General features: G+C 64.1%; 15 protein-coding genes. 9 read left to right on the top strand and 6 right to left on the bottom strand.

Annotated features, from left to right (window positions below):
• Nucleotides 1-318: 318 nt before the first annotated feature.
• The 5 genes from V5F59_RS09485 to V5F59_RS09465 all read left to right on the top strand — a co-directional run bounded on the left by V5F59_RS09485 (nucleotide 319) and on the right by V5F59_RS09465 (nucleotide 7,352).
• Nucleotides 319-2,190, top strand: coding sequence for an FTR1 family protein (locus tag V5F59_RS09485; RefSeq protein WP_393981463.1), 1,872 nt, complete (start codon nucleotides 319-321; stop codon nucleotides 2,188-2,190).
• Between the two features lie 320 nt (nucleotides 2,191-2,510).
• Entirely contained in the window at nucleotides 2,511-5,555 is a 3,045-nt protein-coding gene (locus tag V5F59_RS09480; RefSeq protein WP_393981465.1) for a heavy metal translocating P-type ATPase, read from the top strand.
• A 76-nt stretch (nucleotides 5,556-5,631) separates the two neighbouring features.
• A complete protein-coding gene (lspA, locus tag V5F59_RS09475; RefSeq protein ID WP_393981777.1) occupies nucleotides 5,632-6,156 on the top strand; it encodes a signal peptidase II in 525 nt (174 codons plus the stop codon).
• Nucleotides 6,157-6,204: 48 nt separating this feature from the next.
• Entirely contained in the window at nucleotides 6,205-7,077 is an 873-nt protein-coding gene (gene uppP, locus V5F59_RS09470; protein ID WP_393981467.1) for an undecaprenyl-diphosphatase UppP, read from the top strand.
• Between the two features lie 23 nt (nucleotides 7,078-7,100).
• The gene (locus tag V5F59_RS09465; protein ID WP_393981469.1) at nucleotides 7,101-7,352 is read left to right on the top strand and encodes a hypothetical protein; all 252 of its coding nucleotides are present in this window, start codon (nucleotides 7,101-7,103) and stop codon (nucleotides 7,350-7,352) included.
• A gap of 78 nt (nucleotides 7,353-7,430) precedes the next feature.
• Here V5F59_RS09465 and V5F59_RS09460 read toward each other — a convergent pair whose 3' ends face one another.
• Nucleotides 7,431-7,901 (bottom strand): MerR family transcriptional regulator, encoded by a 471-nt coding sequence (locus V5F59_RS09460; RefSeq protein WP_393981471.1) that lies wholly within the window; start codon nucleotides 7,899-7,901, stop codon nucleotides 7,431-7,433.
• Nucleotides 7,902-7,977: 76 nt separating this feature from the next.
• On the opposite strand from V5F59_RS09460, the gene V5F59_RS09455 reads away from it, so the two are divergent.
• The 4 genes from V5F59_RS09455 (at nucleotide 7,978) to V5F59_RS09440 (ending at nucleotide 13,156) form a co-directional block, all read left to right on the top strand.
• Complete coding sequence (locus tag V5F59_RS09455; protein ID WP_393981473.1) at nucleotides 7,978-9,360, top strand: phenylacetate--CoA ligase family protein; 1,383 nt, start codon at nucleotides 7,978-7,980, stop codon at nucleotides 9,358-9,360.
• 8 nt (nucleotides 9,361-9,368) lie between these two features.
• Complete coding sequence (locus V5F59_RS09450; protein ID WP_393981475.1) at nucleotides 9,369-11,516, top strand: heavy metal translocating P-type ATPase; 2,148 nt, start codon at nucleotides 9,369-9,371, stop codon at nucleotides 11,514-11,516.
• Complete coding sequence (locus tag V5F59_RS09445; protein WP_393981477.1) at nucleotides 11,513-11,965, top strand: MgtC/SapB family protein; 453 nt, start codon at nucleotides 11,513-11,515, stop codon at nucleotides 11,963-11,965. Before V5F59_RS09450 ends, V5F59_RS09445 begins: the two co-directional genes overlap by 4 nt.
• A 291-nt stretch (nucleotides 11,966-12,256) precedes the next feature.
• Nucleotides 12,257-13,156, top strand: coding sequence for a LysR family transcriptional regulator (locus tag V5F59_RS09440; protein ID WP_393981479.1), 900 nt, complete (start codon nucleotides 12,257-12,259; stop codon nucleotides 13,154-13,156).
• Here the strand turns inward: V5F59_RS09440 and V5F59_RS09435 are convergent.
• The 5 genes from V5F59_RS09435 to trbL are packed head-to-tail and all read right to left on the bottom strand — an operon-like array spanning nucleotide 13,129 to nucleotide 17,638.
• Nucleotides 13,129-13,371, bottom strand: a complete 243-nt coding sequence (locus V5F59_RS09435; RefSeq protein ID WP_393981481.1) for a DUF2274 domain-containing protein — start codon at nucleotides 13,369-13,371, stop codon at nucleotides 13,129-13,131. The genes V5F59_RS09440 and V5F59_RS09435 overlap by 28 nt on opposite strands.
• 1 nt (nucleotide 13,372) lies before the next feature.
• Nucleotides 13,373-14,590 carry a TraB/TrbI/VirB10 family type IV secretion system protein gene (locus V5F59_RS09430; protein WP_393981483.1) on the bottom strand — a complete coding sequence of 406 codons (1,218 nt, stop codon included), beginning with the start codon at nucleotides 14,588-14,590 and terminating at the stop codon, nucleotides 13,373-13,375.
• Nucleotides 14,587-15,612: a P-type conjugative transfer protein TrbG gene (gene trbG, locus V5F59_RS09425; protein WP_393981485.1), complete on the bottom strand. Its 1,026-nt coding sequence runs from the start codon at nucleotides 15,610-15,612 to the stop codon at nucleotides 14,587-14,589. Before trbG ends, V5F59_RS09430 begins: the two co-directional genes overlap by 4 nt.
• Complete coding sequence (trbF, locus tag V5F59_RS09420; protein WP_393981487.1) at nucleotides 15,609-16,292, bottom strand: conjugal transfer protein TrbF; 684 nt, start codon at nucleotides 16,290-16,292, stop codon at nucleotides 15,609-15,611. Before trbF ends, trbG begins: the two co-directional genes overlap by 4 nt.
• Nucleotides 16,292-17,638 (bottom strand): P-type conjugative transfer protein TrbL, encoded by a 1,347-nt coding sequence (gene trbL, locus V5F59_RS09415; RefSeq protein WP_393981489.1) that lies wholly within the window; start codon nucleotides 17,636-17,638, stop codon nucleotides 16,292-16,294. The genes trbF and trbL overlap by 1 nt, the downstream gene beginning before the upstream one ends.
• Nucleotides 17,639-17,641: the final 3 nt, after the last annotated feature.

Here is a 17,641-nt window from a genome sequence, read left to right as displayed (position 1 = left end):
GTTCGCCGGGCGACCGATTGTCAGTGACCGCCAGCCGGCTTCCGACTCGTATATCAAAAGCCGGTCAGCATGACAGCCAGTGTCATAAGTTGGACGCTCGCAACGCGGGCGCAGGATCCGTGCAAGCCGAAAATCGGACGACAACATGCATTGGCGCTTGATCCTGTGGTGACTACAGGATTATTGCGCGAATGATTCTTAATTAGAGACTCGTAGATGCGCCTGACAGATGGTCCCGTTCGTCCCCGCCCAAAAACCGCAAAAGAGGTTTTTCGCTACTCTTGGGTAGCCCTTCTTTCGGCTCTCCTATTGGGAGTCATGCCATCTCAGGCGCTCGCTAGCGACGCAGACGTCCAGACGGCCTGGCGGCTTCTCGACTACGTCGCTGTCGATTATGCCGGCGCAGTCTCCGGCGGCCGGGTCAGCAATGAAGCTGAATATGCGGAAATGGTGGAGTTCGCGGGTCAGGTAGAAACCAGGCTCGAAAGTTTGCCCGAAAAAAGCGGCAAAGCCGACCTGTTGCGCAGAACCGGTGCGTTGCGCGCGGCGATCACTGCCAAAGCGGCTCCCAATGAAGTCGCGACACAAGCAAGGGCGCTCGCGTCCGCCCTGCTCGTTGCCTATCCCGTGCCGCTCGCCCCTACCGCGCCGCCGGACCTGGCGCGCGGGGCAGCGCTCTACGCTCAGAATTGTGCAACTTGTCACGGCACAACGGGTGACGGACATGGCCCGGGTTCGGTCGGGCTCGATCCGCGGCCGATCGCGTTCAGCGACAAGGCTCGCGCCGATCAGCGCAGTCTGTTCGGCCTTTATCAGGTCATCACCCAAGGTCTCGACGGCACGGCGATGGCGAGCTTCGAGTCGCTCTCCGACCAGGACCGCTGGGCATTGGCTTTCTACGTTGGCGGCTTCGCCTATCCGAGTTCCGAAATTCGCCGGGGCGAGAGGGTTTGGCGCGATGATGCCTCGCCTGGTCAACGCTATCCCAACATGGCGGCGTTTGTGGGCGCAACGCCGGCGGCGCTCGCAGGCGATATCGGTGCGCAAAGGGCGGAGGCCGTGACCGCCTATCTGCGCCACCATCCCGAAGCGGTTGCCACGCGGGAGGGCGGGTCGCTGGCTCTCACCCGCGAACGCCTCAAGGCCAGTCTCGATGCTTATGCGGCAGGTAATCGCAAGGCCGCCGCAGACCTCGCCTTGTCCGCCTATCTCGACGGCTTCGAGCCCGTCGAACCCGTTCTTGCCGCCCGCGATCCTGCGCTCATGGCACGAATCGAACAAGCGATGGGGGCGCTGAGGGCAGCGATCGGCAGGGGCCGCCCGCTCGCGGAGGTCGAAGCCGCCAACCAGGAGCTTGCCAGCCTCTTCGGCGATGCCGAGGCGAGGCTCGCGCCGGAAAGTGCAAGCAGCGTGTCAAGCTTCCTCGGCGCATTCGGCGTCCTGCTGCGCGAGGGACTTGAGGCGTTGCTGATCGTGGTCGCGATGATCGCCTTCCTCCGCAAGACCGAACGCACCGAAGTGCTTGGTTTCGTTCATCGCGGATGGGTGGCGGCACTGGCCGCAGGTGTGGCCACATGGTTTGTGGCCACGTATTTCATCGGCATCAGCGGGGCATCGCGCGAACTTACCGAAGGATTCGGCTCGCTCTTCGCCGCGGTCATCCTGGTGACGGTCGGAATCTGGATGCACGGGAAAAGCAATGCCGAGGCCTGGCAACGCTATATCAGGGAGAAGATGACGCACGCCCTGTCGAAGCGTTCGGGCTGGTTCCTTTTCCTGCTTGCCTTCGTCGTTGTCTATCGCGAAGTCTTTGAGACCATCCTTTTCTATGCCGCGCTCTGGGCACAGGGAAACGGGCTGGCCATGCTGGGCGGCGCCGCGGCGGCCGCGGCGCTGCTTGCGGTTCTGGCCTGGATCATGCTCCGCTACAGTACGCGCCTACCGATCACCCAGTTCTTCTCTTGGAGCGCCATCCTCATCGCGATCCTGGCGGTCGTGTTGGCGGGAAAGGGTATAGCGGGTCTCCAGGAGGCGGGAATCTTGGGTGTCGTGCCGCTGTCAGGCATACCGCGCATCCAGATGCTTGGGCTTTTCCCCACAACCGAGACTGTAGTGGCGCAACTGGTAGCCATGGCAATTCTCGTTGCGGGTTTCTGGCTCAATCGCAAAGGCGCGGGACGGGAGACCTGACGCCATTGCCTGCAGAAATTTGGAGCACGACCACCAGCGAATCACTGCGGGGTGCCTCGCAGTTCGCGAAACATGGCTCGACGGAGTGGCGAGGCCGTTGAGACGCCCGGCGGCGGACGGCGTTGGCATCTTTGGCGCGGCGCAGGATCGGCGTCATGGCGGTCGCGCATCTGCGATCGCCAGCCCGTAATGTAATAATTCGATCTTGATTCTGTAGTGACTACAGGATGTATGCAAGTTCTGGCTCGAGTGAGAAGAAGCTCGGGAACCGCGCAGGAACGGGACCGGAAGGACACGATGATGAAGGTGGATGCCGCGAGATGAGCACGTCAAGCTTGCTGCGCTTCAAGGTCGACGGCTTAGACTGCCAGAACGAGGTCCGAGCGCTTCGTGCGGCGGTGGGTCCACTTGTCGGCGGTGGCGATAAGTTGTCCTTCAACACCCAGACCGGGGTCATGGACGTGCAATCGGCGAGTGCTTCGACGATTGATGCCGTCCAGCGCGCGGTCGCAACGACCGGCATGCAAGCACATCTCCTGGGGAATCCGGTGCAGCAGCTTGCACCGGCACTGGTGTTCCGGGTCGAGGGGCTCGATTGCAAGAACGAGGTGGCGGCCCTCATGCGAGAGGTTGGTCCGCTGGTCGAGAGTGAGGCCTGGTTGTCATTCGACACGGCCAAGGGGCTGATGACGGTCGCGCCGCAAGGGCTGACGACGGTCGAGGAAATCGTCGCCCGTGTCGCCGCGACTGGCATGCGCGCCGCGCTTGTAGAAGAGGATATGGCCGACGCACTGCTTTTCCGCGTCCGTGGGCTCGACTGCAAGAACGAGGTGGCGGCCCTCATTCGGGAACTGGGGCCGCTGGTCGGCGAGGACAAACTCGCCTTTGACACTGCGCAAGGCATGATGACCGTGGCCCCTCAGAACCGGGCTGCGTCCGCCGCGATCGAGGAGGCCGTGGCTCGAACGGGTATGCGCGCCGAACTATGGGCGCCGCAGACAGTCTCAGACGCCTCGGTCCAGCCCGCCTCCATGCACGAACGCGCGGCGTGCGGCTGCGGCGCAGAGGGGCAGGAGGCCTTCAGTCCCCCAATCCCGACCCACTTGCCCGGCCAAGTCGTGTTTCGAATTCACGGCATGGATTGCGCCGACGAGATCGCGGCATTGAAGCGCGAGGTCGGTCCGCTGGTTGGGGAAGACAAGCTCGCGTTCGATCTTCTCAACGGCCGTATGTCGATCGACGTGACGCCGGATTCCGTGCTCGAAGCCCGTGTCGAGAAGGCGGTGGCTCGCGCGGGTCTGCGCGCCGAGCCCTGGACTGAAGGCGGAACCAGCGAGGCCGCGCAAGCCGAAGAGCGTCGCAAGCGGGTCCAGTCGTGGCTGACGACCGCGAGCGGCGTGTTCACGGTGCTCGGCTTTGCGGTCCACGCTTGGCTTGGAGGCGGTGTCTTCGCAGCATTCGAGGCGGGCGAACACGCTTTGGGCTCGACCCCGTTGCCGAGCATGGTTCTATATGCGGTCGCGGTGCTCTGCGCCGCGCGCTACGTCGCGCCCAAGGCTTGGCTCGCGGGCAAGCGACTTCGCCCCGACATGAATCTGCTGATGATGGTTGCGGTCGCAGGCGCGATCGGCATCGGCGCCTGGTTCGAGGCCGCTACCGTTTCGTTCTTTTTTGCATTGGCGCTGGCGCTCGAAGCTTGGAGTCTTGGTCGCGCGCGGCGTGCGGTTGCCGCGCTCATGGAACTCGCGCCGGCCACAGCACGCGTCAAGCTCGAAGACGGCTCCGAGCGCGATGTCCCGGCGGCCGAGGTTCCTGTCGGCGCGCATATCATCGTCCGGCCAGGAGACAAGGTGCCGCTCGACGGCCGGGTTATCGCGGGCGAGAGCGAGGTCAATCAAGCACCGATCACCGGTGAAAGCGTCCCCGCATTCAAGGCAGAGGGCGACGAAGTCTTTGCCGGAACTATCAACGGTGAGGGTGCGATTGAGGTCGTGACCACCAAAGCGGCGAATGACACGACACTTGCCCAGATCATCCGCATGGTGGGTTCGGCGCAGAGCCGACGCGCGCCTAGTGAGCAATGGGTGGAGAAGTTCGCGCGCGTCTACACGCCCGTCGTGATGACACTCGCCATTGCGATCTTCCTCGCTCCGCCTTTGCTGTTGGGCGGTGCCTGGGACGTCTGGTTCTACCGGGCTCTCGTGCTCCTCGTGATCGCTTGTCCGTGCGCGCTGGTAATTTCGACGCCGGTGACGATTGTGGCAGCACTCGCCGGCGCGGCGAAACAGGGCGTCCTGGTGAAGGGCGGCACTCATCTCGAAACGCCTGCGCGGCTCAAAGCTGTTGCCATGGACAAGACGGGCACGCTCACCGAAGGGCGGCCCCAGGTCGTCGAGATCGTGCCGCTTGGAGGCCGCAGCGAAATGGAGCTCCTCGGCTTGGCTGCGGCCCTGGAGGCGCGCAGCGGACATCCGATCGCTCACGCCATTCTGGCGAAAGCCGTCGAACTGAAGATCACCGTCGAGCCTGCTGAGGCTGTCCAGGCCATCACTGGCCGAGGTGTCCTCGGTCGCGTGGCCGGCCGCGAGATGTGGCTCGGCTCGCGCCGCTACATTGAGGAGCGAGGCATCAACTCAGCAGAAGTTGTACAGCGTACCGATGCGCTTTCGAACGGCGGTCGCACCATCGTCGCGGTCGGCGATCGTCAAGACGTCTGGGGCCTCGTTGCCGTTGCCGATGCTGTCAGGCCGGAAGCGAAGGACATCGTCACGGCGCTTCACCGCGCCGGGATCGAACACGTTGTGATGCTGACTGGGGACAACCGTGCGACAGCGGAGGCGATTGCGAAGCAGACGGGCATCGATGAGGTTCGGGCGGAACTTCTGCCCGGCGACAAGGTGGCGGCGGTCGAGGAGTTGGTGCGGCGCTACGGCTCAGTGGCGATGGTCGGAGACGGAGTCAACGATGCTCCCGCGATGGGGCGTGCCAATCTCGGCATCGCCATGGGCGCTATGGGAAGTGACGCCGCCATTGAAACGGCCGATGTCGCCCTCATGGCGGACGACCTTTCGAAGCTTTCGTGGCTAGTACGCCATTCCCGCGCAACGCTTGCCATTATCCGACAGAACGTCGCCTTCTCGATCGCAGTGAAGCTGCTGTTCACAGCGCTGACGGTGATTGGCCTCGCATCGCTTTGGGGCGCTATCGCGGCCGACGTCGGCGCGTCTCTGCTGGTCGTCCTCAACGGCCTGCGCCTGCTCAACCGTGGTCAGGCCAGCACTCAAAAGAGTGGCCCACCTGGCGGCCTTGGTGTTTCGGCGCAGCGGCCTCGGGCCCCGACCATCGTCGAGACGGTCCCGGCGTAGCCCGACACCGCGTCGGTGCGATCCAGCACAAATGCACTGGCCGCGGAGAATGGCCGAAAAGAAGGACTGATTGAGCGTGGTGTATCTCAAATTGATTCGACGAACTACATTGGCATTTGGTGTTTTAGCTGCCGCCCTTGCGGTCGATTTTGTTACGAAATGGCTGATCCTCAATGTTGTGATGGCGCCGCCGCGCACGATCGAGATCGCGCCATTTTTCAATCTGACGCTCGGTTTCAACACTGGTGTCAGCTTTGGCATGTTCCGTGAGCTGTTCGTCGATAGCCCATTGGTGCTCGCCGGAATCAAGATGGTGATCGTGGCCGGACTTCTCGTGTGGGCCATAAGAACCGTAAAGCCAATGGAGACGATCAGTCTCGGCCTGATTGCCGGCGGTGCTACGGGCAATGTGTTGGACCGGATGCGTCAAGGTGCCGTGACTGATTTTCTAGATTTCCATGTCGGCAGTTGGCACTGGCCGGCCTTCAACATGGCGGACACGATGATAACGATCGGCGTCGTCTTGCTGATCACAGGCGCCTTTTGGCCAGTGGGGTCGATGACTCCCGTTCAGAAGCTGCCGAGCGGCGCGCGGCACTGAACTCCTTGGCCGGCATTCGAACCGCCACACGCCAACAGAGGAACCTGCATGACGGAAGCTTGTACGAATGGCGTGGACACCGGATTCGTGGCGCTGGGCTATTCCAAGGTCGCCCTACTGGGTGTCGTTCAAGGAATCACCGAATTGCTGCCGATCTCCTCGACGGCGCATATGCGGATCGTACCTGCCTTGCTCGGCTGGCAGGATCCCGGCTCCGCCTTCTCGGCAGCTATGCAGCTCGCAGCACTGGCTGCCGTCATCAGCTATTTTTGGGGTGACGTGAGCCAATTGGCCACGAACTCGCTTCGCGCCGTTGCGCATCGGGATTTTCGGGATCGACACTTTCTCTTCTCTGTTTGGATTGTCCTCGCGACGATCCCGATCGGCCTGGCGGGCCTGTCTTTGTCCGGGATGCTGAATACCTGCGGGTCTCCGTTGCGGACCCTCACAGTCGTCGGCTGGGCCTGCATCGTCATGGCCATCCTCCTTGCGCTGGCGGAGATTTACGCCCGCCACAGACGAACACTAGAAGATGTGTCTCTGACCGATGCAATGATCGTCGGCATCGCACAGATCGGCGCCCTGATCCCAGGAGTTTCGCGTTCGGGATCTACCCTGACCGCTGCGCTTTCGCTTGGTCTGAAACGGGAAGAGGCGGCGCGATTCTCGTTCCTACTTGGCTTGCCGGCAATCGCCCTGGCCGGCTTCAAGGAACTTTGGGAGCTTCACAAAGCCCATCTGGCTTTCGAAGGCTGGTCCATTCTTCTCGTCGGGCTCGTCGTTGCCTCCATCTCCGCTTTCTTCGCGATTTGGGGATTGATGCGGGTGCTTGAGCGCTTTTCCGCTTGGCCCTTCGTGCTCTATCGAGGCGCACTCGGCGTCTTTCTCATCTTCTCCGTGGCATTTGGTCGGTTCACCTGATTGCCGCCGATTTGGAATTTCACTTGAGCGCGAAACACGAAGAAGAAGCCGAAATCCAGCTCGCCGGGAACAATGCCGCCGAGGGCAAAACCCTCTACACGCCGGCCGCCGGGTATCATTGGCTCACTCCCTTCTACGATTTCGGGGTCGCGGCGCTCACGCGCGAGCATCGTTGGAGGAACGCGCTCGTCGCGCAGGTTCGTCCAAGAGCTGGTGAAGTGATCGTCGGCAAGTGGCCCCAGGCCGCGCTCGGCCTCGGAGCAATACTTGGCTGAGCGCTGAGCAACGTCTTTGACCACCTTTGTCGTCGGTTACCTGGATTCTCACATGTTGGACCACCATCGACCCCGCGTTCAATTTCGCTGACGCGGCGATTGTCTGCGGTGTCGCGGTCCTCGTGCTTGCAGATTCTCTTGGAGGTCAGGATCACCAAGAGGATCAGCGAGAACTTCAATAATGCGGCAATTCGCAACTTTCCCGTTGTCGCATTCCTTGATCATCCGCGTGAGTTCAGTCCTGAGTCCAAGTAGCCGGCGGATCCGGCTTTCGACAGCTTGGAGCTGATCGGTCGCGATCTGGCTTACCCGTTCGCAGGACGCCTCGGGCACCTCCTGCAGAGCGAGCATCGTCTTGATGGCCGCGATGTCGAAGCCGAGGTCCCGGGCATGGCGGATGAAGGTCAGCCGCCGGATGTCCTCCGCTCCGTAGAGGCGTCTTCCACTGTCCGTGCGGGGCGGCGGGGGTATGAGCCTGATCCGCTCGTAGTAGCGAATCGTCTCGATGTTGACGCCCGTATGTTTGGACAAGGCTCCGATAGTGATCATTTGCGGGTTGATTCTGTAGTGGCTACAGGATGTACGTATAGCAAGTGACTAGAGGCGTGTGAACCCGAGAACGACTGTGAGCGAGCATGTCATAGGCCTGATCTGGGACGCACGGCGCGCTCGAAAGGGCGGTGCCGGCGCAATCGCGCAACGCCAGCGCGCCCGTCTCGCTGACATGGTCGCCTACGCCCGGGCCAACTCTCCGTACTATCGTGAGCTGTACCGTGATCTGCCGGATCGGGTTGAAAGCGCCGAGCAGCTTCCCATTACAGACAAGAAGACGCTCATGGAGCGCTTCGACGAATGGTGCACCGATCGAGACGTGACGCTCGAGGCGGCAGAGGCAGTTGTCGACGATCCAGGTCGGATTGGAGAGCGGTTCCTCGGAAAATATACGCTGGCTACCACTTCAGGCACGACCGGCCGCCGCGGGATATTCCTGACCGACGATCGCACGATGGCGGTCGTGACCGCCATGATGCTCCGCTGGATGGGTGACTGGCTCAGCCCGAGCGACATCCTCAACATCATCGCCCGCCGCGGGCGATTGGCGATGGTTATGGCGACGGGCGGCCATTTCGCGTCGGCCGTTGCCGCGGCACGCCTGAAGAAGCGGCGCGGAAAACGCGTAGAGGTGCTCTCCGCGCACATGCCGATGGCGGAGCTTGTCGAGCGGCTCAACCGCTTCCAGCCGGCGCTGCTCACGCCCTATGCCAGCATGGCTGCGATGCTGGCCGACGAACAGGAAGCCGGGCGGCTCAATATCGATCCCGTGCTGCTGGCCCTATCGGCCGAACGGCTGCCGCAACCGGAATACGGCCGGATAGCGCGCGTGTTCGGCGCCAAAGTCGGCAACAGCTATGCCGCATCGGAATGCATGTTCCTCAGCTACATGTGCAGCGAAGGCTGGCTGCACGTCAACGCCGACTGGGTGGCGTTCGAGCCGGTCGATGCCGATTATCGGCCGGTCGCTCCCGGCGAGCAGTCGCACACGATCCTGATCAGCAATCTCGCCAATCGTGTGCAGCCGATCCTGCGCTACGATCTCGGCGACAGCGTCTTGCAGAGGCCGGACCCGTGCCCGTGCGGGAACCCCTTGCCCGCAATCCGCGTACAGGGTCGCTCCGCGGACGTTCTCACATTCCGGACTTCGGGCGGCGATATCAGGCTGCCTCCGCTGGCGCTCACCCAACCGATCGAGGCTGTCCGCGGAGTCACGCTCTTCCAGCTCGCGCAGAGCGAGCCGGAAAGACTTGAATTACGTCTGCAAATCACGCCGACGGCGAATGCAGACACCGTCTGGCGCGAGGCCGAAGCAGGTCTGCGGAACATGCTTGCCGAGCACGGGCTTGGACACGTCGTTATCGAGCGCGGTGGCGAACCGCCGGAACGGGGTCGCGGCGGAAAGTTCCGGGAGGTCATCCCGCTCGCACAAACGAACGACTCGTTGTCGAGATAGGACAAACGATGAACACGACAATTGAGAGCGCTGACTGGCGCGTGGCGAATCTGGATTGCGAACACGACGCGGCGGCGCTCAAACGAGCTCTCTCAGGCTTCCCGGGAATAGACGACATTGACGTCTATCCCAAGGCCGCGAAGGTGCGCGTCCGCTTCGATCCTTCCACAACGTCGGCGGCACAGATTCGAAGGCAGCTCGGCGAAGTCGGCTTCCCGGCCGATGAGAGGCGTGAGCTGCCAGCGTTGCCGAAGCCGTGGCGGAACGCCAAGGTCCTGACCTCCGCCGCATCCGGCCTCCTTCTACTTGTCGGCTGGCTCGCGAGCATGGCGCCGGCGACCGAGATTGTCGCGGTGCCGCTCTACGTCGTGTCGATCCTCGCCGGCGGCTATTTCTTCGGACGCGAGGCTATCGAGGAACTGATCTTCGAGCGAGAGATCGGCATCGAGCTGCTGATGTCCGTGGCCGCTGTGGTGGCGGCGATCATGGGGCAGCCGGCGGAAGGTGCGATGCTGGTCTTCCTCTACTCCATTTCCGAGGCGGCCGAAGGTTATACCGAGGAGAAGACGCGCTCGGCGATCAGAGCGCTCATGGCGCTCGCTCCCAAGGTGGCCCTTGTCCGCCGCGACGGCAGGGAGGTCGAGATCCCTGTCGAGGAGCTGCGCGTCGGCGACGTGTTCATCGCGCGTCCAGGCCAGGCCATGCCGACCGATGGAGAAATCCTCAGCGGTGCGTCCAGCGTAAACGAGGCGCCCGTCACCGGTGAGAGCGTGCCCGTCGAGAAGGCACCGGGCGAGCAGGTGTTTGCAGGCACGATCAACGGCGAGGCGGCGCTTGAGGTCCGCGCCACACGCACGCATGCCGACAACACGCTGGCCCGGATCATCCAGATGGTCGAGGAAGCCCAGGAGCGGAGGGGCCGGAGCCAGCGCTTCATCGAGCGCTTCGGCGCTTGGTACAGCCCGGCCGTGCTCGGGCTCGGCATCCTTGCCGCGTTGGGGCTCCCGCTCGTGCTTGGCCTGTCCTGGCAGGAAGCGGTGATGCGAGCGACGGTGTTCATCGTCGCTGCTGCACCCTGCGCGCTGGTGATCTCAATCCCCATCACCATGGTCGCGGCGTTGGGCACGGCTGCCCGCAATGGCGTGCTCGTCAAGGGCGGCATCTATGTTGAGGAACTCGCCAAGGTGAGCGTTGTCGCTCTCGACAAGACGGGGACGCTGACAAGCGGCGAGCCGCAAGTGACCGATGTTCTACTAGCAGCCCGAAGCGACGGAAGCCCGTCCGACGAGGACGCGCTGCTCGCGATCGCTGCGGCAGTGGAGCGCCACAGCGAGCACCCGCTTGCTCGCGCGATCGTGCGTCGGGCTCGCGAATCCGATCTCACTGTCCCCGAGGTGATCGGCTTTCGGGCTCTGAGGGGCGCCGGCGCCGAAGCCTCCGTGAACGGGCGCCGGGTCTTTATCGGGAGTCCTGCGCTATTCGAGGACCAGCTTGGCGCGCCGCTCGAAAACTTCAAGGCCGAGATCACGCGACTGCAGGACGACGGCAAGACGGTCATCGTCGTCGGCGACGAGCGGACCGCCTGGGGATTTCTCGCCCTACGCGACACCCTGCGGCCGAACGCTCAAAGAGCGGTCGCAGCGTTGCACGCGGCCGGCATTCGCAACGTGGTCATGCTGACGGGCGACAATCCACGAACGGCCCGCGCCATTGCCAGAGAGGTGGGCATCGACGAGGTCTTTGCCGAGCTCAAGCCGGAGGACAAAGTGGCGAGAGTGCGGGCCCTTGCGGAGGAGCGCGGTCATGTCGCGATGGTGGGCGACGGCGTCAATGACGCACCAGCGCTCGCCGAAGCGACGGTGGGCGTCGCCATGGGCGCGGCCGGCACCGACGTAGCCTTGGAAACGGCCGACGTGGCGCTGATGGCGGACGACCTGGACAAGCTCGTCTATGCGCTGGGGCACGCGAAGCGCACCCAAGCCGTCGTCAGGCAGAACCTTGCGCTGTCGGCAGTAGTGATCGGCGCGCTGATCGTCGGCGCCGTCGCAGGCGTCTTCTCCCTTCCGATCGTGGTGGTCGCGCATGAGGTGAGCGAGTTCCTCGTAATTGCCTCGGGCTTGCGCATGCTGCGCACCAAAGGACTCTCTTTATCATGAGCGCTCCCGAGCTTGAGTTAGTCGCACGCCTGGCATTGGCCGCGCTGATCGGCTTCGTGATCGGGCTTGAACGGGAAGCTGCGGGGCAATCAGCAGGAGAGCGCACACACGCACTGGTCGCTCTTGGTAGCGCCACCTTCGGCCTTCTTTCGCTCACTGCGTTTCCCAACGCGGACACCGCGAGGGTTGCGGCTGGCGTGGTGACCGGTCTGGGATTTCTCGGGGCGGGAATGATCCTCAAAAGTGCAGGTGACCGCATCCATGGGCTGACGACGGCCGCAGGTATTTGGGTGGTCGGCGCCATTGGCCTGGCGATCGGATCAGGAATGTACCTCGTCGGCCTTGCGTGCGCGATCGTTGCTGCCCTCGTCCTCCTTAGTGAGAGAGTTTTGCGCCTTGAAGAACGATTGGCACGCAGGCGCTCGGAAAGGGACGAGCGTCATGAGTAAGAAATCGATCGTTAGCGTGCCGTGCAAGGGGAGCAACTTCCTCGTCATCGTCTCGGGCGTGCGCGTGCTTACGGAGCTGACGCAAAGCAGCCAACGAAGCGAGGTCAGGCAGCGAGCTATGTATTCTGTCTATTGCGGATCAATAGGCGCAACCGCGTCGCAATAGCGTAATCGGACGCGCAGATTACGTTCCTGTCAACAGTCCCGCCGACCCGAATCGGTGAGGTTTTAGTCGTCAGGTCCGGCGCGAATCACAGGAAGGAGTTCTTCCCACTGGAGGCGCAACTTGAGTTGAGGCACCTGCGCTATGCCGTCGCCGCCGCGCACTATGGCAGTTTTCGGCGGGCGGCTGAGGCGCATGGGGTCAAGCAATCGACCCTGAGCCGCTGCATTTCGCAATTGGAAGAGCGTCTGGGGGTCGTGTTGTTCGAACGAACCAGCGGTGGCGTTCGGCTGACTACGGCTGGCGTCGAGGTATTGCGGACTTCTCGGCATCTTGTCGAAACAGTCGATCATATGGCCGCGACCGCCAAGGACATCGGCAGGGGCGAGGCAGGCCGCCTCACGGTCGGATTCTACACTTCACTGTCGGCCGGGAACCTGCGGGCAAGCCTGATCGAGTATGCGTCGCGGTTCCCGAAGATCGAAATCCAGACATATGAAGGCGCACGCGCATGCCTGTTCGCCGGCGTCGATGCTGGCCGGCTTGATGTCGCCATCGTGACGGGTGATCCGATCTCTCGCGAGGGGAAGGTTATGGGTCTCTGGAGCGAGCGCATCATGGTCGCGCTGCCCGAAGGTCACCGATTGGCCGGCAACAACATCGTCTATTGGACCGATCTGAAGGACGAAACCTTCCTTTTCAGCCAGCGTGATCCCGGGCCGGAGATACAGGACGTCTTGCTGGCGAAGCTCGCCGCGCCGGGCGAGCGGCCCAAGGTCATCAGTCACGATGTCAGCCGCGAGAACATCAAGAGCCTCGTGGGAGCGGGTTTCGGCGTCAGCCTGATGTGCGAAGCCTGCATAGGGGCCACCTACACAGGCGTCGTCTACCGCGAGGCGCGGGACGGCAATGGCCCGAGCCGGATCAATTACGCGGCCTATTGGCAGATCAACAACGACAATCCGGCGCTGGCGGGTTTTATCAACCTGCTGCAAGAGCGCTATCCCTCGTTGCCTACGGGCGACTGACGCGGCCGCCGCGCCTTCGCGAAGCCGCGGTCGGTTGCCATGAAGCGCTCCACCATGGGGACGATCAGCTTGGCCGGGTCGCTCACCGGATGGCCGGTTTCGCGGGCTAGGATTTCCGCGTAGGCGACCAGGTCGCGATGAACGGTCGCTGGAAATTCGATCGTGAGCTTGACCGGCTTGTCGTCGGCAACGACCCCGAGCTTCAGCTTTGCCATGTCAGCCTCCGTAGGGTTCGAGGACGAGGTCGCGGGTGACGATGACGCGAACGGGGAACCCTGGGCGGATCGTCAAGGTCGGGGCGATGTTCAACTGGCGGCGAACGATCTGCTGACCGGCATCGTTGATCGTGTCCTGCCCGCCGTTGCGGATCGCCTGGATCAGGCGGTCGTCGTCGTTGGTGGCGAGCTCTGCCCCAATGCTCAGCAGCGTGGACAAGCCCGCCGCCTTGGCAAGATCCCACCAGTGATAGTCGACGCCATCCTGGAGGCCGGCATAACCTTCGGCATCAGCGCCAGGTTGACGCTCGAGCACGATCGAGCGGCCGTTCGGGAAGATCAGCCGGTTCCAGACCAGCAGCACGCGGCTTTGGCCGAACTGAACATTGTTGTCGTACTGGCCAATGATGCGGGTGCCCTGGGGTACAAGAAGGATGCGGCCCGTCGGGCTGTCATAGATGTTCTCCGTCACTTGCGCGGTGACCTGGCCCGGAAGATCGGACCGGATGCCGGTGATGAGCGCGGCCGAAATCACGGCGCCCGCCTGAAGGATGTTCGGCGATGCCGGAGCCGCGATGCGATCCGGCGAGACGGTGCGGCGATCGGCGGCGGCATTGAGGAAGGCGAGTTGCCGATCCTGGGCCGACGGCGTTGCTGGCTGGGGAGCAAGCCCGAGGCTGGCGAGGTCAGGCGTGGGTGGCGGAACAACCGTCGCCGTGCCAGAGGCTGATGGTGGCGTCGGCCGGTTCTCCGTGCCGGCGAAGAGCTTGGCGGTGCGGGCGCTCTCGATTTCCTGCAGGCGGCGTTGCTCCTCGGCGCTGAGGCCGGGATTGGGTGATGCTATGCCGGGATTGGGCAAAGCCTGGCCGCGATTCTGCGCGCCAAGGATAGGACGGCCGAGGTCGCCGGGAAGCGGCGGGCCAAGCTGAGGCACACCGCTGTAGTCGCGGGGCAAGCCCGCCAGGCCGTCGGCGGTCGATCGGCTTTCGGTCGAATAGAGTTCTTCGGCGGACTTGCCGCCGTCGCGCGTCTGAAGGGCGTAGATCAGCGCTCCGCCCAGGCCCACGCTCGCGACGAGACCGATGCCGGCGAGCACCTTGCGCGACAGCCGCGTAACGCGCGGAGCCTCCGCACGAAGCCGCATCGGGGCGGCCGCGTCGGCGGTCGACCCGGTCAGCGGCGCATCCTCATCCTCTTTCTGGGCTTCAGGCTCGCTCACGACGCCGGCCTCCCGTCGGTGCGGGTGATCCGAACGCGTTTCTGGTGGTCACCGGCGCCGAAGCGCAGCTCGGCCGCCGCGAACAGACGATCGACGATCATGTAGTTGCCGCGGACGCGGTAATTCACGAGTTCGGAGGTGTCGCCCTCGGGGCCGACCACGAAGAGCGGCGGCATCTCGCCCTGGCCGATGCCGCGCGGAAACTCGATGAATACCTGCCGTCCGTCATCGTAGGCCCGCAGCGGCCGCCACGGCGCACGGTCGCCCTCGATGGCGTAGCGGAAGTTGATGTTGGCGAGGTCGACGCCGGTGGCGACGGGACGCGCGGCCTCGGCCTGCGCGTTCTGGCGGCGCAGGGCGATGAGCTGATCCTGTGGGTACTGCCACGAGACCGACGCCATATAGGTGCGCTCGGTCGAGCGCAGCTCCATGTGATAGGTCCGCAGATTGGTGTTGATGACCAGGTTGGTCATCAGGTCGGCGCGGGTCGGCTTCACCAGGATGTGGACTTGCAGAGTCGCGCCCGAACCGCTCTGCGTGTCACCGATGATCCAGCGGACCGTGTCGCCGGCGGCCACCGGCCCGGAGCCCACGAGCTGCTCGCCGGGCTGCAGGGCGATATCGGTGATCTGACCAACGGCGGTGTAGACCTGATAGAGCGCGCCGCTGGTGTAAGGATAGACCTGCATGGCGTTGATGAAGCCGTCGCGCACCGGCTGAACGCGCGCGGCGGCGTTGGCTTGATTGACGCGGGCCGTCGGATCGGTCGGCTCTGGGGTTCGGCGCGATTCTTCAACGGGCTTCATCTGGCCCGGCAGCGGTAGCGGACGTGGAAGCTCCACTACCTGCACCGGTCCCGGTGGATCGACCGTCTGCACGGCGGGCGTCGCGTCGTCATAGGATATCTCGGGCGGTTTCTGCGTCGTGGCGCAGCCGGCGAGCGCAGTTGCTGAAAGCAGCAGAGCCGCGAGTGCGGAAGTGTGAGAAGCCGGGTTTCCGGCTTTACGGAAAGACGGCTTCATTGCCCAAGCTCCCGTGACCAGTTGATGGCGTTGACGTAGATGCCGAGCGGGTTTGCTCGCAGCCGGTCGGCGTTGCGCGGCACCTGCACGACGATGGTGAGGATGGCGGTCCAGCGGGTCGTCTCGGCGAGCTGGCCGTTCTCGTAGCGCCGCTCGGTCCAGGCAACGCGGAAGCTGTCCGGCGACGCGCGGATCACGCTGGAAACGTCGACGGCGATCTGCTGCCGGCCGACCTTGGTGAAAGGGTCGTTCGAGCGCGCATAGTCGTTGAGCGCCATCGCGCCGCGATCGGTCGTGAAGTCGTAGGCGCGCAGCCAGTTCTGTCGGACGATGATGGCGTCGGAGGGGATCGAGCGGACCTGCTCGATGAAGCGCGCGAGATGGAAGGCGATCTGCGGGTCGGTCGGGCGATAATCGGCGACCGCCGGCGCGATCGCCTGCGCCTGGCCGAGCCGATCGACCTGCACCACCCAAGGTACGACCGTCCCACGCGCTGATTGCCAAACGAGCGCGGCGGCGAAGCCGGCCGAGAGGATCAGCGATCCGAAGGCCATGAGGCGCCAGTTCTTTGCCTGAACGCGTGCGGCGCCGATCCGGTCGTCCCAGACCTGGGCGGCCCGCTGGTAAGGCGTCTCGGGTTCGGGGGTCTTGCCGTAGTGGGTGGAGGGTCGTTTGAACATCAGCGGTCGCTTTCGGAGAGGTTGATGGAGGAGCCGCCGCCGTGGCTGTCGCCGCTGCGAACGGCATGGGCGGCCGCTGTCACGCCGTGGCTCAGCGTTTGGGAGCGCTTCATGCGGCGAGCCCAGGCCGGTGGTCCGTCAGCCGGTGCGGCCGCCTCGGCCGTGCCCTCGCCGATCGTGCCCATGGTCGAGGTGCCACCGGTGGCTTCGAAGGCGGATTTCCCGCCCTCCGAGAAGCTCGACCGCATGCTGTCGGCGGTGCGTGAGGCCGCCCGGCGGAGGGGCGACGCCGCCGCGCCACCGGCTGCGCGGGCGACGCCGCCGAGGCCGGAAGCGACGCCGGCTGCGCCCGATTGGCCTGCGGCTCCGAGGCTGTAGGCAGTGGCCGCGCCACCTGCCATCGCGGTGCCACCGCGGGCGGCGGCAGCCGCTCCGCCGGCCAGAGCGCCGACGCCGCCGGCTGCTGCGCCGAGAGCGGCTCCTCCGGCTGCAACCATTCCGCCGGCGGCAAGGCCAGTGCCGACCGCCGCGCCGGCGCCGAGCTGAGGCCCGCCCGAGACGAGGCCGTTGGCGATGCCGGGACCGAAGATTCCGAGGCCGAGCAGCGACAGCGCGGCGAGCACGATCGCCATGGCGTCGTCAATGGTCGGATTGGCTCCACCGAAGCCGGCAGTGAATTCGGAGAACAGCGTCGAGCCGATGCCGATGATAACGGCCAGCACCAGGACCTTGATGCCGGAGGAGATGATGTTGCCGAGGACGCGCTCGGCCATGAAGGCCGATTTGCCGAAAAGGCCGAAGGGAATGAGCACGAAACCGGCGAGCGTCGTCAGCTTGAACTCGATCAAGGTGACGAAGAGCTGGATGGCGAGGATGAAGAAGGCGAGCAGCACCAGCGCCCAGGCGAGGAACATGCAGGCGATCTGGATGAAATTCTCGAAGAACGACCAGTAGCCCATCAGGCTGGAAATCGAGTCGAGCAGCGGCCGCCCGGCATCGAGGCCGGTCTGCGCGACCTTGCCGGGGCGAAGCAGATCCGCTGTCGTGAAGCCGGTGCCGGAGGCCTTCAGGCCAAGACCGGCGAAGCTCTCGAAGACGATGCGGGCGAGATTGTTCCAGTTGCCGATGATGTAGGCGAAGACGCCGACGAACAGCGTCTTCTTGACCAGGCGCGCGATGATGTCGTCGTCAGCGCCCCAGCTCCAGAACAGGGCGGCCAGCGTCACGTCGATAACGATCAGAGTGGTCGCGATGAACGCGACCTCGCCACCGAGCAGGCCGAACCCGGAATCGATGTAGCGGGTGAAGACCTCGAGGAAATGGTCGATGACGCCGGTGCCGCCCATGAT

The organism is Xanthobacter nonsaccharivorans, from assembly GCF_043194755.2.
In the GTDB taxonomy this organism is placed as follows: Bacteria; Pseudomonadota; Alphaproteobacteria; order Rhizobiales; family Xanthobacteraceae; genus Xanthobacter; species Xanthobacter autotrophicus_G.
This window is presented reverse-complemented; position numbering and strand designations above follow the sequence as displayed.